Source organism: Allobosea sp. 47.2.35 (assembly GCF_024655635.1).
Lineage (GTDB): Bacteria > Pseudomonadota > Alphaproteobacteria > Rhizobiales > Beijerinckiaceae > Allobosea.
The window spans coordinates 159,398-176,772 of record NZ_JANLGI010000011.1 but is presented as its reverse complement, the minus strand read 5'-3'; the positions used below and the strand labels follow the sequence as shown (position 1 = coordinate 176,772).

The window sequence follows — 17,375 nt, the reverse complement described above, 5'->3', positions numbered from 1 at the left end:
ACGGGACGCGCGGGCGGCGCGCTGGCCGGTGCCGCGATCGGCGGCGCGAGCGGCGCGATCATCGGCGGCGCGGCGACGCGTCAAAGCTGCTACGGGCGGGACGAATGGGGCCGCCGCTACGTCTACGATTGCTGAGGCAGCATCCCACCCAACGAAGGCCCGCCCGACCGGCGGGCCTTTTCTTTTGTGCTCACGGCGTAACGCCCTCTGCCCTCAGGCGGCGCCGTATGGCCCGAAGCGCCCCACGAAGCGATGGCGGAAGCCGGGATAGAGCAACCGCACGGCCGTCACCGGCTGCGACTGGTTCCAGGTCCGGCGCTCGACCAGCAGACAGGGCTCGCCCTCCGCGATCTCCAGCAGGGCTGCCTGCTCCTCCCCTGCACCGATCGCGCTGATCGCATGCTCGGCCTGCGACCACAGGCTGTGCCGCAAGAGCCAGTCGCCGGGCGGCGTCTCGGCGAAATCCTCGTCCGCTAGCCCGCTCACGCCTGCAGCATGGATGACGCGCTCCTCCAGAACATGCGGCTTGCCGTCGGCACGATGCAGAACGAGGAGATGCGTGACCTTGTCGGAGCGTTTCAGGCCGAAGAGCTCCGCGACCTCGGGCGAAGGCCGGCCGTCGGTGCGCGCCAGCACCTCGTAAGCATAGCTCTGGCCGAGCTGGCGCACCTCTTCCGGGATCGAGAGGATGTCGAGCATGGCATGGCTCGCCGGCGGCGTCGCGACCACGGTGCCCGAGCGGCGGCGGCGGACGATCAGGCCCTCGCGGGCGAGCTGGACGAGGGCGCGATGCACGGTCATGCGCGAGGCGCCGAGCTGTTCCATCAGCGCATGCTCAGGCGGCACGCTGGTGCCCGGCGGCCATTCCCCGCTGACGACGAGATCGCGGATCGCCCGCCGGATCTGGTCATAGACCGGCCCGGCGCCGTCCAGTTTCACTGCGTCGAGCCGGGTTTCCGTCATTGTCGTCCCTGGTTATTCCGCTGCGAGCAGGCGCCGCATCACGCTGGCGAAGCGCTTGCGCACCGAATCGCGGGCGACATGCCGCCCCTCGGCCACCACCCTCCTGCCACCGACGACGACATCGCGCAAAGGCATGGCGTTGGCGGCGAAGATCGCGCTGTCGATAGCCTCGGCGCCGGACCGGCCGACAAGCGCCGGATGATCGGTGTCGAGTGTGATGAAATCGGCGCGATGGCCCGGCGCAATGGCGCCGATGGCGCGGCCGCAGGCGCGGGCGCCGCCGGCGCAGGCGGCCTGCCAGAGCGCGAGGCCGGTCGAGGCCGTCTCCTCGGCGAACAGCGCGCGGCGGCGGTCGCGCAGGCGCTGCGAATATTCGAGCTGGCGCAGCTCCGAGCCGGCATCGATCTGGATGTTGGAATCGCTGCCGACGCCATAGGCGCCACCGGCCTGCGCATAACGGATGCCGTCAAAGATGCCGTCGCCGAGGCTCGACTCGGTGATCGGGCACAAGCCTGCGACCGCGCCGCTGCGGGCGATGCCGTCACGCTCGGCATCGGTCAGATGCGTCGCGTGGATCAGGCACCAGCGCCTGTCGAGCGGGATCGTGTCCATCAGCAATTCAACCGGGCGCCTGCCGGTGATCTTCAGGCTGGCCTCGACCTCGGGCACCTGCTCGGCGACATGGATATGGACGGGGTCGTTCGGGCGCAGCGACGAGACCCAGCCGAGATCATCGAGCGCGACGGCGCGCAGCGAATGCGGAGCGACCCCGAGCCGCGCATCCGGCAGGTCGCGGATCGCGGCGGCGCTGCCCTCCAGCAGGCGCTGATAGGCGTCGCGCTCGTTGACGAAGCGGCGCTGGCCATGGACCGAGGGCGCCTGCCCGAAATTGCCGAAGCGATAAAGCACCGGCAGCAGGGTCAGGCCAAGCCCGGTTTCCTGCGCGGCGGAGGCGATCGCCTGCCCCATCGTCGCGATATTCGCGTAGGCCCGCCCGTCCTTGTCGTGATGGAGATAGTGGAACTCCGCGAGCGCGGTGAAGCCGCCCTCCAGCATCTCGACGAAGGCCTGCGCCGCGACGGCCTGGACGTCGTCGGGATCGAGCCGGTCGAGGAAGCGGTACATCACCTCGCGCCAGGTCCAGAAGGAATCCTCCGGCGCGCCACGGCGCTCGGAGAGGCCGGCCATGCCGCGCTGGAAGGCGTGGCTGTGCAGGTTCGGCATGCCGGGCAAGGCGATTCCGGCGAAGCTGTTTTGATCCCCTGCCGGCTTCACCCCTGCTTCGACGGATGTGATCGTGCCGTCGACGACGGTCAGCTTCACATAGCTGGCAAAACCTTCGGGCAGAAGGGCCTCGGCCAGATGCAGGGTCTCGGTCACCGTTTCGCTCCGTCGCTCATTGGCGTTTAATTGCATATGCAAATAACACTTGCTATTTGCATATGCAATTAGATATCATGGCTTCAGTTCAAAGAGTAGCGGGAGGACGCACGGTGGCGAAAGCGCCTGGTGAAACGATTGTCTGCGACAAGCTCTGGACGAATGCGCGATTGGCGACGATGTCGGCTGCGGTCGACACGCCCTATGGCGCGGTCGAGGACGGCGTCATCGCCGCCCGTGACGGACGCATCGTCTATGCCGGGCCGCGCCATGAGGCGCCGGTTTTTGATGCCGCCGTTTCGATCGATTGCGCGGGCCGCTGGATCACACCCGGCCTGATCGATTGCCACACCCATCTCGTCTATGGCGGCGACCGGGCGCATGAATTCGAGTTGCGCCTGCAGGGCGCGACCTATGAGGAGATCGCACGGGCCGGCGGCGGCATTCTCTCCACAGTCAAGGCGACGCGCGAAGCCAGCGAGGACACGCTCTTCGCCTCCGTCGATAAGCGCCTCGCGGCGCTGATGGCCGAAGGCGTCACCACCGTCGAGATCAAGTCCGGCTACGGGCTGGAGCAGCAGGCCGAGCTCAAGCAATTGCGCGTCGCGCGCCGGATCGGCCGCGAACGGCCGGTCACTGTCCGCACCACCTTCCTCGGCGCCCATGCCGTACCACCCGAGTATAAGGGGCGCTCGGGCGACTACACCGCGCTCGTCGCCGGGCCGCTGCTCGATGCCGTCGCGGCCGAGGGGCTGGCGGATGCGGTCGATGTCTTCTGCGAGGGCATCGCCTTCTCGCCGGACGAGACCAAAGCCGTGTTCGAGGCCGCCAAGGCCAAGGGCCTGGCAATCAAGATCCATGCCGAGCAGCTCTCCAACCTGCATGGCGCCAAGCTCGCGGCCGAGATGGGCGCGCTTTCCGCCGACCATCTCGAATATCTCGACGAGGACGGCGTCATCGCCATGGCCAAGGCCGGCACGGTCGCGGTCGTGCTGCCCGGCGCCTTCTATTTCCTGCGCGAGACGCAGAAGCCGCCAATCGAACTGATGCGCAAGCATGGCGCAGCGATCGCGCTGGCGACCGACGCCAATCCCGGCTCTTCGCCGCTGACCTCGCCGCTTCTCGTTCTCAACATGGCCTGCACGCTCTTCCGGATGACGCCGGAGGAGGCGCTGGCCGGGCTCACCCGCCATGCCGCCAAGGCTCTCGACCTTCAGGACGAGGTCGGCACGCTCGAAGCCGGCAAGCGTTGCGATCTCGCGATCTGGGAGATCGAGCGCCCTGCAGAACTCGCCTACCGTATCGGCTTCAATCCCCTTCACACCCGCATCTGGAACGGACAATGACCACGGTTTCGCTGAACCCGGGCGCAGCCCATCTCACCGACTGGCGCGCGATCCTCGACGGCGCCGTCGCCTCTCTCGGCGGCGAGAGCGCCAAAAACATCGCCTCCGGCCAGAAGATCGTCGAGGAGATCGTCGCCGCCGGCACGGTGACCTATGGCGTCAATACCGGCTTCGGGAAGCTCGCCAGCGTGCGCATCGCTGATGCCGATCTCGCCAAGCTCCAGAGCAACCTGATCGTCTCGCATGCGGTCGGCACCGGCCCTGCCCTGCCTGACGGCGTGGTCCGCCTGCTGCTGGCGATGAAGGCGGCGAGCCTGGCGCGCGGCGCCTCCGGCGTGCGCCCCGTCGTGATCGAGGCCCTGACCAATGCTCTGAAGGCCGATGCCCTGCCGGTGATCCCGGCCAAGGGCTCGGTCGGCGCCTCCGGCGACCTCGCTCCGCTTGCCCATATGACCGCAGCCCTGATGGGCTTCGGCGAGATCCGACTGAAGGGCGAGACCCTGCCGGCGACTGACGCGCTGAAGCGTGCGGGTCTTAGCACCCTTGCGCTCGGCGCCAAGGAAGGCCTCGCGCTGATCAACGGCACGCAGGTCTCGACCACGCTCGCCATGACCGGCCTTGCGGCCATCGCTCGCGTCTTCGACGCCGCGCTCGTTGCCGGCGCGCTCTCGGTCGATGCGCTCAAGGGCTCCGACACCCCGTTCGATCCGCGCATCCAGAACCTGCGTGGCCAGCCCGGCCAGATCAAGGTCGCCAAGATCCTGCTCGACCTGATCGCCGGCAGTGCCATCCGCGAGAGCCATCGCCATGGCGATACGAAGGTACAGGACCCCTATTCGCTGCGCTGCCAGCCGCAGGTGATGGGCGCGGTGCGCGACCTCATCGGCAATGCCGCCGCGACGCTCTCCATCGAGGCCAATGCCGTCACCGACAACCCGCTGGTGCTTGGTCCCGGCGAGATCGTCTCGGGCGGCAATTTCCACGCCGAGCCGGTCGCCTTCGCCGCCGACATCCTGGCCATGGCCGTCTGCGAGATCGGCAATCTCTCGGAGCGCCGCATGGCGCTCCTGGTCGATCCCGTCATGAGCGGCCTGCCGCCCTTCCTCGCCCGCGATGCCGGCCTGAACTCGGGCTTCATGATCGCGCAGGTCACCGCCGCCGCACTCGCCTCCGAGAACAAGCAGAAGGCCTATCCGGCTTCGGTCGACACCATCCCGACCTCGGCCAACCAGGAAGACCATGTCTCGATGGCGACGCATGGCGCCTTCCGCCTGATCGACATGGCGAAGAATGCCGCCAGCGTCATCGGCGTCGAATTGATGGCGGCGGCGGAAGCGATCGAGCATCACCGCCCGCTCAAGACCAGCGCGCGCCTTGAGCCTGTGCTCGCCCTGCTGCGCAGCAAGATCGCGCCGCTGACGGAGGACCGCTACCTCGCCCCCGAACTCGCGGCCGCGACCGAGTTCGTGCTCTCCGGCGCCGTCGGCAAGGCGGCGGGCCTCGACAGCTTCGCCGAGTGCAGCGCATGAGCGCCGAGATCGTCACGGTCCGCCAAGGCTCGTCCCCGCTGATCCTCTCGATGCCGCATCCCGGCACCGGCGTTCCGCCGGGGGTCGCGGCGCAGCTCAACGCGCGCGGAAAGCTGGTCGAGGACACCGACTGGCATATGCGCCAGCTCTACAGCTTCGCCGCGCCTTTCCAGCCGAGCATCGTCGAGGCGCAGCTCTCGCGCTTCGTCATCGACCTCAACCGCGACCCGGCCGGCGTCTCGCTCTATCCGGGCCAGGCGACGACCGAGCTCGTGCCGACGACGACCTTCGACGGCGCGCCGATCTGGCAGACAGCACCAGACACCGCCGAGATCGAGCGGCGCAAGGCAGCCTATTTCCAGCCCTATCATACGGCGCTGGCGGCCGAGATCGAACGGGTGAAGGCCGAGCACGGCTATTGCGTGCTGTGGGACTGCCACTCGATCAAATCGGTGATCCCGCGCCTGTTCGAGGGCACGCTGCCGACGCTGAATCTCGGAACGAATTCCGGCCAGAGCTGCGCCGGGAGCATCGAGGCCGCCGCCGTCACCGCGATGGCCGGCCAGCCTCTCACCCAGATCGCCAATGGCCGCTTCAAGGGCGGCTGGATCACGCGCCATTACGGGCGCCCCGCCGAGCGCGTCCACGCGCTCCAGATGGAAATCGCGCTCTCGGCCTATCTCTCCGAGGAGACCGCGCCCTGGGCCTTCGACGCACCGAAGGCCACCGCCTTGCAAACCGCCTTGTCAGCCATCATCACTGCCGCCCTGGACGCGGCCAAGACTCTCGAACGGAGCCGCTCATGACCCGCCTGGACAACACCCGCGTCATCCGCCCCGCCACCGGCACCGAGCTCAGCGCCAAGAGCTGGCTGACCGAGGCGCCGCTGCGCATGCTGATGAACAACCTGCATCCGGACGTGGCCGAGAATCCGCAGGAGCTCGTGGTCTATGGCGGCATCGGCCGCGCTGCCCGCTCCTGGGAGGATTTCGACCGGATCGTCGCGACCTTGCGCCAGCTCGAGGCCGACGAGACCCTGCTCGTCCAGTCCGGCAAGCCGGTCGGTGTCTTCCGCACCCACAAGGATGCGCCGCGCGTCCTGATCGCCAACTCCAACCTCGTGCCGCATTGGGCGAACTGGGACCATTTCAACGAGCTCGATAAGAAGGGTCTCGCGATGTACGGCCAGATGACGGCCGGCTCCTGGATCTATATCGGCACCCAGGGCATCGTGCAGGGCACCTACGAGACCTTCGTCGAGGCCGGCCGCCAGCACTATGGCGGCAATCTCAAGGGTAAGTGGGTGCTGACCGGCGGCCTCGGCGGCATGGGCGGCGCGCAGCCTCTGGCGGCGGTGATGGCCGGCGCCTCCTGCCTCGCCGTCGAGTGCAATCCCGACTCGATCGATTTCCGCCTGCGCACCCGCTATCTCGACGAGAAGGCCGAGTCACTCGACGAGGCGCTGGAGATGATCGCCCGCTGGACTGAGAAAGGCGAGGCGAAGTCGGTCGGCCTGCTCGGCAACTGCGCCGAGATCCTGCCCGAGATGGTCCGCCGCGGCATCCGCCCCGACATGGTCACCGACCAGACCTCGGCGCATGACCCGATCAACGGCTACCTGCCGAAGGGCTGGACCATGGGCCAGTGGAAGCAGGCGCGCGAAGCCAATCCGAAATCCGTCGAGACCGCGGCACGCGCCTCGATGCGCGAGCATGTCGAGGCGATGATTGCCTTCCAGGACATGGGCATCCCGACCTTCGACTACGGCAACAATATCCGCCAGGTCGCCAAGGAAGAGGGGCTGGAGAACGCCTTCGCCTTCCCGGGCTTCGTGCCGGCCTATATCCGCCCGCTGTTCTGTCGCGGCATCGGCCCGTTCCGCTGGGCCGCGCTCTCGGGCGATCCGGAGGACATCTACAAGACCGACGCCAAGGTGAAGGAGCTGTTGCCCGACAACAAGCACCTGCATAACTGGCTCGACATGGCGCGCGAGCGCATCGCGTTCCAGGGCGTGCCGGCGCGCATCTGCTGGGTCGGCCTCGGCGATCGCCACCGCCTTGGCCTCGCCTTCAACGAAATGGTCCGGAACGGCGAGCTCAAGGCGCCGGTCGTGATCGGCCGCGACCATCTCGATTCCGGCTCGGTCGCCTCGCCGAACCGCGAGACCGAAGCGATGAAGGACGGCTCGGACGCGGTCTCCGACTGGCCGCTGCTCAACGCGCTGCTCAACACGGCGTCCGGCGCGACCTGGGTCTCGCTGCACCATGGCGGCGGCGTCGGCATGGGCTTCTCGCAGCATTCGGGCGTCGTGATCTGCGCCGACGGCACTGATGACGCGGCCGCCCGCCTCTCGCGCGTGCTCTGGAACGACCCGGCGACCGGCGTGATGCGCCATGCCGATGCCGGCTACGACATCGCGCTGGACTGCGCCCGCGAGAAGCAGCTCAACCTGCCGGGTATTCTGGGCTGAGCACACGTGTCATTCCGGATTCTCCGCTTGCGCGGAGCCCCGGAATGACAACGGTGACCGCTTGAACTCGAAGGACTGTTCCATGCGCATCATCCGCGCCGCCGATTGCAAGGTCATGCCGTGGAAGAACGGCGGCGGCACCACGACCGAGATCGCGGTTTCCCCAGAGGGAGCCTCCTTGAGCCAGTTCGACTGGCGCATCTCGATGGCGCATGTGGGCGCAGACGGGCCGTTCTCGTCCTTTCCCGGCATCGACCGGACCTTGTCGGTGCTGACCGGCAACGGCATCCGGCTGGCTTTCGGCGACGGCGAGACAGTTTCGCTCGACCGCGCGACCGCGCCATTCTTCTTCGCCGCCGACCGAGGGGTGGATGGCGTGCTGGTCGACGGGGCGATCGACGATCTCAACGTGATGAGCCGGCGCGGTCGCTGGCAGCACCGGGTCGAGCGTTTGTCTGGCGCTGGTTCGCTCGCTGCGGGCCAAGGCTTGCTGGTGCTGGTCGCCCGCAAGGGCGATTGGCTGGTGAACGGCGCGAGCTTAGCCGCCGGTGACAGTGCAATCCTCAACGCGCCGGGACATATCGAGCTTACGGTGGTGAGCAGCAATGAGGCTGAGCTTTACGCGGTTTGGCTGACGGCGTCATAGACAGCCGCGGGGCCCCCTCTCCCGAATGGGAGAGGGGTAGAGGTGAGGGACCGCCGCAGATCATTGGAGCGCGACCGGGCCACTGAGTCTTCTGCGGATAAGGCAGGCCCTCATTCCTACCCTTCTCCCACACGGGAGAAGGGTTCCCCGCGCCCTGCTGGAACTTAAGCCGCCTGCCGCGGCTGCGGGCCGACATAGACCGATTGCGGGCGGATCAGCCGGCCGCCGGCGATCTGCTCCTTGGCATGGGCGAGCCAGCCCGTCGTCCGTCCCAGCGCGAAGACGCAGGTGAACGAATCCGGGGTGAAGCCGAGCGCCTCCAGCAGCAGCGCCGTGTAGAACTCGACATTGGTTTCCAGAGTGCGGTTGGGCTTGCGCTCGCGCAGGATGGCGAGCGCTGCCTGCTCGACGGCCTCGGCCAAAGCGAGGCGCCCGCTATCGGCGCCGAGCCGGCGGATCGCGCCCTTCAGAGCGTCGGCACGCGGGTCGCGCACGCGATAGATGCGGTGGCCGAATCCCATCAGCCGATCGCCACGATCGAGCGCCGTCTCCAGCCAGGTACGAGCATTGGCGGGTGCGCCGATCGCATCGAGCATCTCGATCACCGGGCCGGGCGCGCCGCCGTGGAGCGGCCCCTTCAATGCACCGATGCCCGCCAGCACGGCCGAGACCAGCCCGGCGCGGGTCGAGGCGACGACGCGGGAGGCGAAGGTCGAGGCGTTGAGGCCGTGGTCGGCAACGGTCACCAGATAGGTATCGAGCGCCGCTGCCTGCTGCTTCGTCGGCGCCTTGCCGGTCAGCATGCGCAGCGTATCGGCGGCCTGCGACAGCGACGGATCGGGCGCGACCGGTGCGAGGCCCTGACGCAGCCGCAGCGAAGCGGCGGTGAAGACGGCTGGCGCCGCCAGCAGCCGCAGAACAGTACCGACATCTTCGCCATCAGGCACGAGCGCGGTCATCGCACGGATCATCTCGACCGGCCCGAGCGTCACCGGGACGACGGCCTTCCGCACAACCGTCTCGAACAGCTCCTGCCGCGCCGCTCCCAGCGCCGCCGGCAGATCCTTCATGGCCGGCAGGTCCGGCACGAAGCCGTCGAGCATCAGCGCGGCCATCTCCTCGAACGAGGTATGGCCCGCGAGCTCATCAAGGCTGTGGCCGCGCATCACCAGCCGGCCCGCCGCCCCATCGACGTCCGAAAGCACGGTATGGGCGGCAACGACATCTTCAAGGCCATCGGACATGGCGGTTCTCCTCAACATCTGAGGCCTTGAAGATTGATAGTTTCATCGGTAGAATCAATCTTGAACAATATAATCAATATATTTTCCCATGACAGACTGGCTGACGGCGCAACAGGTGATGCAGCGGCTCGGGCTGAAGCCGCAGACGCTCTATGCCTATGTCAGCCGCGGGCTGATCGAGGCGCGCGGCGATGCCGACGACTCGCGCCGACGGCTCTACCGGGCCGAGGATGTCGCGCGGCTGGAGCATCGCAAGGCGCGGGGGCGGAAACCTGCCGCCATCGCCGAGGATGCGATCGCGTTCGGCGAGCCGATCCTGGCCTCGGGCATCGCCACGATCCAGCGCGGCAAGCTCTGGTATCGCGGGCAGGACGCCGAAAAGCTGGCCGAGACGGCAAAGCTTGAGGATGTCGCGCGGCTGCTCTGGGATTGCGGCTCGCAGCGCTTCCCGCCGCTGTTCACGATCGTGCCGGAGGCGCCGGCCCGGCAGCGGATGTTCGCGGTGATCGCCGCGCGCGCCGCCAGCGATCCCGCCATGGCCGGGCGCACCAAGAAGGCGCTCTACCTGGAGGCCGCCTCGGTCATCGACTCGCTCGTCGACGCCATCGCGGGGCGGCCGGGCCAGGGGCCGATCCATCACCGGCTCGCGCAGGCCTGGGGCTGCGACGACCGCGGCGCCGACCTGATCCGCCGCGCGCTGGTGCTGCTCGCCGATCACGAGCTCAACGCCTCGACCTTCGCGGTCCGGGTCGCGGCCTCGACGCGCGCCTCGCTTGCCGCCAGCATCCTGGCCGGAATCGCGACGCTCTCGGGGCCGCTGCATGGCGGGATGACGCCGCGTGTGCTCGGGCTGATGCGCGAGATCGCGAGCGAGGGCGTCGAGATGGCGGTCTCGGCCCGGCTTGCGACCGGCATGCCCCTGCCCGGCTTCGGCCATCCGCTCTATCCGGATGGCGATGCGCGGGCGCGAGCGCTGCTCACGGCCTTCACACTACCGCCGGCCTATGAGGAGACGCGCCGTGCGGTCACGGCGCTGACCGGCGAAGAACCGAATATCGACTTCGTGCTGACGGCGATCGCGAGTGAACTCGGGCTCGGGCCGGATGTGCCGTTCCAGATCTTCGCCGCCGCGCGCTGCGCCGGCTGGATCGCCCACGCGCTGGAGCAGGGCGAGACCGGACGCCTGATCCGGCCTCGCGCCCGCTATGTCGGGCCGGAGCCTGCCTAGGCCGGCTCGGCGATCTTCCGTCCAAGTTCGCCCTCACGCTCCGCGATATAGCCGCGCGTGATCGGCAGGCCGTCGAGCTTCTTGGCGAGCTGGAACTGGAAGACGACGAGGTCGTCATGCCGGAAGCTCGCCTCGCAGGCCGCGAGGTAGAATTCCCACATGCGGGCGAAGCGCTCGTCATACATCGCCACCGCCTCGTCGCGCCGGGCGAGGAAGTTCTCGCGCCAGATTTTCAGCGTCTCGGCATAGTGCAGGCGCAGCACCTCGACATCGGTGATGACGAGCCCCTCCTGCTCGACCGCCGCCGCCACCTCCGACATGGCGGGGATATAGCCGCCCGGGAAGATGTACTTGGCGATGAAGGGATTGGTTGCGCCCGGCGGTGACGAGCGGCCGATCGTATGGACCAGCGCCACGCCGTCATCGCTCAGCAACTCCCGGATCTTGCGGAAATACTCGCGGTAATAGCCGACGCCGACATGCTCGAACATGCCGACCGAGACGATGCGGTCGAAGGGCTCGTTCAGGTGGCGGTAGTCCTGCAGCCGGAACTCGACCGGCAGGCCGGATTCGGCGCCGCGCCGCTGGGCGATGGCGAGCTGTTCCTCGGAGAGCGTGATGCCGGTCACCGAGGCACCGGTCTCGTCAGCAATGGACAAAGCCATGCCGCCCCAGCCGCAACCGATATCGAGCACGCGCTGCCCCTGCGCCAGGTCGAGCTTGCCCATGATGTGGCGCTTCTTGGCGACTTGCGCCTCGGCCAAGCTCATGCCGGGTTCGGCGAAATAGGCGCAGGAATACTGCATGTCCGGATCGAGGAAGAGCCGGAAGAAATCGCTCCTGAGATCGTAGTGATGCGCGACATTGCGCCGGGCGAGCGTCGGCGTGTTGTGCTGGTGGAAACGCCGCACCGCCGTGCGGAGGCCTTCCAGCACCTTGCCCCAGCCTTTGGGACGCGCGCGATGAACGGCGGCGACCAGCGCGTCGAGCAGGTCATAGAGCGAGCCCTGCTCGACGACGACGCGCCCGTCCATCACGGCCTCGCCGAGGGCGAGCTCGGGATTGAGCGCAAGCTTCAGTTCCGTCGGGGAATCGACGATGCGCATCCGCAAGCGCGGCGCGGCACCCTGCCCGACCGACTGCAAGGTACCATCGGGAAATACGACATCGATACGTGGCTCGATCGCGAGCCGAGACAACATCCTGGCTATCAGCGAATGCATTGGCCCCACCTTCGGCAGCGCCCCTTTCGCTGAAGATGGCAACGCAATGCGCCGTCGTAACGGCCCCTCAGCGCAAGGCAGCCACACGCCTGCGACATGACAATGCAGGCGATGCGGTTCGGTTCCGCTAGGGAAGCATGGCCAGCGGCAGGTTAGTGATCCGCGGCGATGACCTCGGCGCGGATTTCCTCGACCAGGCGCTCCTTCAGGGTGACGAATTCCGGCGTCGTCTTGATGGTGTAGGGCCGCGGATGCGGCAGATCGACGGGGATATCGGCCTTGATCCGGCCGGGACGCGCGCTCATCACCACGACGCGGGAGCCGACGAAGATCGCCTCCTCGATATCGTGGGTCACGAAGAGCACGGTCTTCTGCTCGCGCTCCCAGATGCCGAGCAGCATTTCCTGCATCAGCGCCCGGGTCTGGTTGTCGAGCGCGCCGAAGGGCTCGTCGAGCAGGAGGATCTTGGGATCGTTGGCAAGCGCGCGGGCGATCGCCGTGCGCTGCTGCATGCCGCCCGAGAGCTGCTTGGGGAAGTGGTCGACGAAGCTGCCGAGGCCAACGCGCACCGCCCAGTCGCGGGCGATCTTCAGGCGCTCGACTTCGGACACGCCCTTCTCGCGCAGGCCGAAAGCGATGTTCTGCTGCACCGTCAGCCAGGGGAAGAGCGTATAGCTCTGGAAGACGAAGCCGCGATCGGCGCCCGGCCCGGCAACGGCTGCGCCATCCAGCAGGACGCGCCCTTCGCTCGCCGTCTCCAGCCCGCCGATGATGCGCAGCAAGGTCGACTTGCCGCAGCCGGAGGGGCCGAGAATGGTGATGAAGTCATTGTCGGCGACGCTGAGCGAGGTCGGCATCAGGGCGCGCGTCGGCTCACCGCCGCGTTGCGCCGGAAAGACCTTGCCGACATTCTCGACGAGAAGCTTGCTCATGTGCGCGCCCACGGGAACAGGCGCTGGTTGACCGCCTTGAAGAGGAAATCGGAGACGAGGCCGATGAGGCCGATCACGATGATGCCGAAGATGATCTGCCCGGTGTTCAGCAGCGCCTGGCTGTCGGTGATCATGTGGCCGATGCCGGAGGACGAGCCGATCAGCTCGGCGACGATGACATAGGTCCAGGCCCAGCCGAGCACGAGGCGGAAGATCTCGGCGATCTCCGGCGCCGCGTTCGGCAGCATGACGCGGCGCACCACCGAGCTGTCGGTCGCGCCCAGCGTATAGGCGGCATCGACGAGATCGCGCCGGATCGAGCCGACGGAGACCGCGATCATCAGGATGAGCTGGAAGACCGAGCCGATGAAGATGACGAGCAGCTTCTGCGTCTCGCCGATGCCGGCCCAGAGGATCAGCAGCGGGATGAAGGCCGAGGCCGGCAGATAGCGCGCGAAGGAGACGAAAGGCTCCAGGAACGCCTCGATCGGCTTGTAGGCCCCCATCAGGATGCCGATCGGCAGCGCGACGAGAACGGCGAGGATGAACCCGCCGACGACACGCCAGATCGTCATCATGATGTCGAAGCTGAAGCCGTAGCGGACCATCAGGTTGTAGCCCTCGCCGACCATGGTCAGCGGATCGGCCAGGAACAGGCGCTGGACATAGCCGCCGAAGGTCGCCACCGACCAGAGCGCGACGAAGAGCGCGAAGAAGGCCAGGCCATAGCCGATGCGGGCCGAGGCCGAGACGGGCTGCAAAGGTCTCATCGGGATAGGATTCCGGTCACGGCCATGGCCAGTTGCTTCCAGGGTTCGATCGACCAGAAGCCGGCAGCGGCGCCGGAGGTCGAGGGGAGGACGTAGATGTCGGCATCGGCCAGTCCATGCGCTTGCGGCCCGTAGGCGAGCCGCCCCTCGCTGATCCCGAGAGCGGCCTGCGCCGCACGCTTGCCGTTGAAGGCGAGGATGCGGGGCCGGTTCGCAGCGATCCTCGCCGTGAAGCCGGCCACGTCGAAATGGCCGCCGCGCAGCGCGGAATCCGGTCCCGATGTGCGCTTGGCGACGTCGGTCAGGCCGATGCCGTAACGCGGCAGGGTCCGGAATTCCTCCGGCAGGAGCCTCACCGGAACGAGCCCGATCTCATGAAGCACCGGCCAGAACTTGTTGCCCGGCCCGGCATAATAGGCGCCGCGCCTGGCCGAGGCAGCGCCGGCCTGCGTGCCGCAGAAGACGACGCGCAGGCCGGGCTCCAGAACATCCGGGAGGATGTCGCCGGTCACGCAGTCGCTGTTACTTGCCGGCGACGAACTTCGTGTCGACCAGCGTGGCGAGATCGGGCTTGGCCTTGATCAGGCCGATCTCGAGCAGCAGGTCGGCAGCCTTGGCCGAGAAGGCCTGCCAGTCGCCCGAGAAGAACTTCTTGTTACCCTCGGCATCCGACCAGCGCAGGTAGCCGGCCGACTTGCCGAACTGCTCGCCGGTCTGCTTCACGTCGGCGCCCATGATCTCGTAGGCCTTGGCCTGATCCTTCTTGATCATGTCCAGAGCCTCGTAATAGCTCTGTGTCAGCGCGGCCGCGGCCTTGTCGTTGACGAGGAAGGCAGGGGTACAGCCGAAGGTGTCCATCACCATCGGATAGTCGAGGGTCGTCGCGATGATCTTGCCGGCATCCGGCTTGTCGCGGACGCTGGAGAGATAGGGCTCATAGGTCATGGCGGCGTCATTCTGGCCGGCGATGAAGGCCTGTGCGGCCGGGCCGGGCTCCATGTTGACGACCTTGACGTCCTTCACCGAGAGGCCGTTCTCCTTGAGCATCCAGGCCAGCGCGAAATAGGGCGAGGTGCCGGGCGCGGAAGCCGCGACCGTCTTGCCCTTCAGGTCCTTGATCGCGGCGACATCCTTGCGCACGGCCATGCCGTCGGCGCCGTAGCTCTTGTCGAGCTGGAAGATCTGCTTGGTCTTGATGCCGGCCGCATCCCAGACGATCCAGGTCTCGACCGTGGTCGCGGCGCACTGGATGTCGCCCGAGGCGATGGCGAGGTGGCGATCCTTCTGCGGGATCTTCTTGATGGTCACGTCGAGGCCGTTCTTGGCGAAGATGCCGGCCTCCTTGGCGAGCACCAGCGGCGCGAAGCCGGTCCAGCCGGAAATGCCGATATTGACCTTGGTCTGCGCCTGGGCGCCGCCCGCCGCAAGAAGCGCCGCGAGGCCAAAACCGACCGCGGCGCCGGCGCGCTTGAAAACTGCCATGGTTGAAACCCTTCCCCTGTTTTTCGGCTGATGCCTCACCCAGACGCCTAAACGCCCTTCGTGCTGCGATGCAACCTTCGTTCCAGATCAACCTAATTGCATATGCAAACACGTCAAGCGGCCGATCAGCGCCGCTTGGGGAAGTCATGACATTCTCTCGTTTGACAGGGCAGAGGGAATTTCCTCCTCTTTCGCCCGCCGGCGCGCAGACGCCCTTATTTCTTTGAGTCGAGGTTTTCCGATGAACGGCGCCGACCGCCTTTGCGACACGCTTCTGATCAACGGCGTCGATACCTGCTTCGCCAATCCCGGCACGTCGGAGATGCATTTCGTCGCGGCGCTCGACCGCAAGCCGGAAATGCGCTGCGTGCTCGGCCTGTTCGAGGGCGTGGTGACCGGTGCGGCCGACGGCTATGCCCGCATGGCCGACAAGCCAGCGGCGACGCTGCTGCATTGCGGGCCGGGCATGGCGAACGCGCTCGCCAACATGCACAATGCACGGCGCGCCCGCACGCCGATGATCAATGTCGTCGGCGACCACGCGACCTACCATCTTCAGCATGACGCGCCGCTGACCAGCGATATCGAGAGCCTGGCGGAGCCGATGTCGCATTTCGTCCGCCGCATCGCGACGCCGGAGGATGTCGGCCCGGCGATCGGGGAAGCCTATGTCGCCTCGCTGACGCTGCCCGGCGTCACCACCGTGATCCTGCCGGCCGACTGCGCCTGGGGCAGCGTCGAGCCCGCCACGCTGAAGCCGACGGAACTGCCGGCGCTGAAGAGCGTCGAAAGCGCCACGATCCGCGAGGTCGCGGCCGGCCTGCGCAAGCATGGCGCGCGGGCTGCGATCATGCTGACGGGCCTCGCGCTCCGCGAGAAGCCGATGGAGATGGCCGCCCGCATCTGCGCGGTGACCGGCGCACAGATCTTCAGCCAGATGTCGAACGGGCGCATCCAGCGCGGCGCCGGCCGCGTCGCCATGCCGAAGGTGTTCTATCCGATCGACAAGGCGCTCGAGCAGCTCAAGGACGTCGATTATCTCGTGCTGGTCGGCGCGCAGGTCCCGGTCGGCTTCTTCGCCTATCCCGGCAAGCCCGGCCGCCTGATCCATGACGGCTGCGAGGTCGCGACGCTGTCGATCCCCGGCGACGACCTGCCGGCCTCAATCTCCGCGCTCGCCGAGGAGATGGGCGCGGCCAAGACCGCCCCGCTCTACATCGCCTCGACGCGGAAGGAGCAGCCCGGCCTGCCGACCGGCAAGCTCGATGCGGACAAGGCCTGCGCCATCGTCTCGGCCCTGCTGCCGGAGAACTGCATCGTCTGCGACGAGTCGGTCTCGTCCGGGCGCAGCTTCTATTACGACTGCCACAGCGCGCCGCAGCACGACTATATCCAGCTCACCGGCGGCGCGATCGGCGAAGGCATCCCGCTCGCCATCGGCGCGGCCGTCGCCTGCCCCGACCGCAAGGTCATCGGCATGCAGGCGGACGGCTCGGGCATGTACACGGTGCAGGGCCTGTGGACACAGGCGCGCGAGAATCTCGACATCGTCACCGTCGTCTTCGCCAACCGGACCTACCAGATCCTGCATGGCGAGATGCGCGCCGTCGGCGTCAACGATTTCGGCCGCAACGCCACGCTGATGCTGAACATCGACGAGCCGGCTCTGGACTGGGTGATGATGGCCAAGGGCATGGGCGTCGAAGCCGCGCGGGCGACAACGGCTGAGGAGTTTGCGAGCCTGTTCAAGGCGGCGCTGAGCCGGAAGGGGCCGTTCCTGATCGAAGCGGCGATCTGAAGCGCTTCAAGCTGCGCTGAAGGGTGTCATCCCGCACGCGCTGCGGCACGTCAGTGCTGCGGCGCAGATGCGGGATCGTTCCCCGGAAAAGGCGCCTTCTCGTTACGCGGTCCCGTGTCTGCGCAGCAGCGTTCTACGCTGCAGCGCGCACGGGATGACGCGTGTGGTCACGGACGAGATGTGGAAGAAGCAGGCGAGGTAGCGTGTCATCCCGCATCTGCGTTGCAACACGTAGTGTTGCAACGCAGATGCGGGATCGTCATCAGAAAGAGGCGCCTTCTCGTCACGCGGCCCCGTGTCTGCGCAGCGGCATTTGCATGCCGCAGCGCGCACGGGATGACACGCGTTGTCGCGAAGAGAGGCG

Annotated in this window: 15 protein-coding genes; 7 read left to right on the top strand and 8 right to left on the bottom strand. The window is 67.4% G+C overall.

Annotation, left to right across the window (positions count from 1 at the left end; genetic code table 11):
- Positions 1 to 213: 213 nt before the first annotated feature.
- Entirely contained in the window at positions 214 to 963 is a 750-nt protein-coding gene (locus tag NUV79_RS15435) for a UTRA domain-containing protein (RefSeq protein ID WP_257733980.1), read from the bottom strand.
- Between the two features lie 12 nt (positions 964 to 975).
- Entirely contained in the window at positions 976 to 2,343 is a 1,368-nt protein-coding gene (locus NUV79_RS15430) for a formimidoylglutamate deiminase (protein WP_257733979.1), read from the bottom strand.
- A 179-nt stretch (positions 2,344 to 2,522) separates the two neighbouring features.
- On the opposite strand from NUV79_RS15430, the gene hutI reads away from it, so the two are divergent.
- From hutI to NUV79_RS15405, 5 genes are all read left to right on the top strand, one after another.
- Positions 2,523 to 3,689: an imidazolonepropionase gene (gene hutI, locus NUV79_RS15425; protein ID WP_257733987.1), complete on the top strand. Its 1,167-nt coding sequence runs from the start codon at positions 2,523 to 2,525 to the stop codon at positions 3,687 to 3,689.
- Positions 3,686 to 5,218, top strand: coding sequence for a histidine ammonia-lyase (gene hutH, locus NUV79_RS15420; RefSeq protein WP_257733978.1), 1,533 nt, complete (start codon positions 3,686 to 3,688; stop codon positions 5,216 to 5,218). Before hutI ends, hutH begins: the two co-directional genes overlap by 4 nt.
- Positions 5,215 to 6,024, top strand: coding sequence for an N-formylglutamate deformylase (gene hutG / locus NUV79_RS15415; protein ID WP_257733977.1), 810 nt, complete (start codon positions 5,215 to 5,217; stop codon positions 6,022 to 6,024). Before hutH ends, hutG begins: the two co-directional genes overlap by 4 nt.
- Entirely contained in the window at positions 6,021 to 7,688 is a 1,668-nt protein-coding gene (gene hutU, locus NUV79_RS15410) for a urocanate hydratase (RefSeq protein ID WP_257733975.1), read from the top strand. Before hutG ends, hutU begins: the two co-directional genes overlap by 4 nt.
- Before the next feature lie 82 nt (positions 7,689 to 7,770).
- Positions 7,771 to 8,334 carry a HutD/Ves family protein gene (locus NUV79_RS15405; protein ID WP_257733974.1) on the top strand — a complete coding sequence of 188 codons (564 nt, stop codon included), beginning with the start codon at positions 7,771 to 7,773 and terminating at the stop codon, positions 8,332 to 8,334.
- A gap of 164 nt (positions 8,335 to 8,498) precedes the next feature.
- Here the strand turns inward: NUV79_RS15405 and NUV79_RS15400 are convergent, their stop codons facing one another.
- A complete protein-coding gene (locus tag NUV79_RS15400) occupies positions 8,499 to 9,578 on the bottom strand; it encodes a citrate synthase/methylcitrate synthase (RefSeq protein ID WP_257733973.1) in 1,080 nt (359 codons plus the stop codon).
- An 88-nt stretch (positions 9,579 to 9,666) separates the two neighbouring features.
- Between NUV79_RS15400 and NUV79_RS15395 the strand changes: the two genes are divergently transcribed.
- Positions 9,667 to 10,806, top strand: a complete 1,140-nt coding sequence (locus tag NUV79_RS15395) for a citrate synthase family protein (RefSeq protein WP_257733972.1) — start codon at positions 9,667 to 9,669, stop codon at positions 10,804 to 10,806.
- Here the strand turns inward: NUV79_RS15395 and NUV79_RS15390 are convergent.
- From NUV79_RS15390 to NUV79_RS15370, 5 genes are all read right to left on the bottom strand, one after another.
- The gene (locus tag NUV79_RS15390) at positions 10,803 to 12,008 is read right to left on the bottom strand and encodes an SAM-dependent methyltransferase (RefSeq protein WP_257733971.1); all 1,206 of its coding nucleotides are present in this window, start codon (positions 12,006 to 12,008) and stop codon (positions 10,803 to 10,805) included. The genes NUV79_RS15395 and NUV79_RS15390 overlap by 4 nt on opposite strands.
- A gap of 173 nt (positions 12,009 to 12,181) precedes the next feature.
- Positions 12,182 to 12,961, bottom strand: coding sequence for an ABC transporter ATP-binding protein (locus NUV79_RS15385; protein WP_257733970.1), 780 nt, complete (start codon positions 12,959 to 12,961; stop codon positions 12,182 to 12,184).
- Entirely contained in the window at positions 12,958 to 13,731 is a 774-nt protein-coding gene (locus tag NUV79_RS15380) for an ABC transporter permease (RefSeq protein ID WP_257733969.1), read from the bottom strand. Before NUV79_RS15380 ends, NUV79_RS15385 begins: the two co-directional genes overlap by 4 nt.
- Positions 13,728 to 14,243 carry a mismatch-specific DNA-glycosylase gene (locus NUV79_RS15375; protein ID WP_257733968.1) on the bottom strand — a complete coding sequence of 172 codons (516 nt, stop codon included), beginning with the start codon at positions 14,241 to 14,243 and terminating at the stop codon, positions 13,728 to 13,730. The genes NUV79_RS15380 and NUV79_RS15375 overlap by 4 nt, the downstream gene beginning before the upstream one ends.
- Before the next feature lie 10 nt (positions 14,244 to 14,253).
- On the bottom strand, positions 14,254 to 15,213 hold the full coding sequence (locus NUV79_RS15370) for an ABC transporter substrate-binding protein (protein ID WP_257733966.1): 960 nt from the start codon (positions 15,211 to 15,213) through the stop codon (positions 14,254 to 14,256).
- A gap of 241 nt (positions 15,214 to 15,454) precedes the next feature.
- Between NUV79_RS15370 and NUV79_RS15365 the strand changes: the two genes are divergently transcribed.
- Positions 15,455 to 17,011: an acetolactate synthase large subunit gene (locus NUV79_RS15365; protein ID WP_257733965.1), complete on the top strand. Its 1,557-nt coding sequence runs from the start codon at positions 15,455 to 15,457 to the stop codon at positions 17,009 to 17,011.
- Positions 17,012 to 17,375 lie beyond the last annotated feature (364 nt).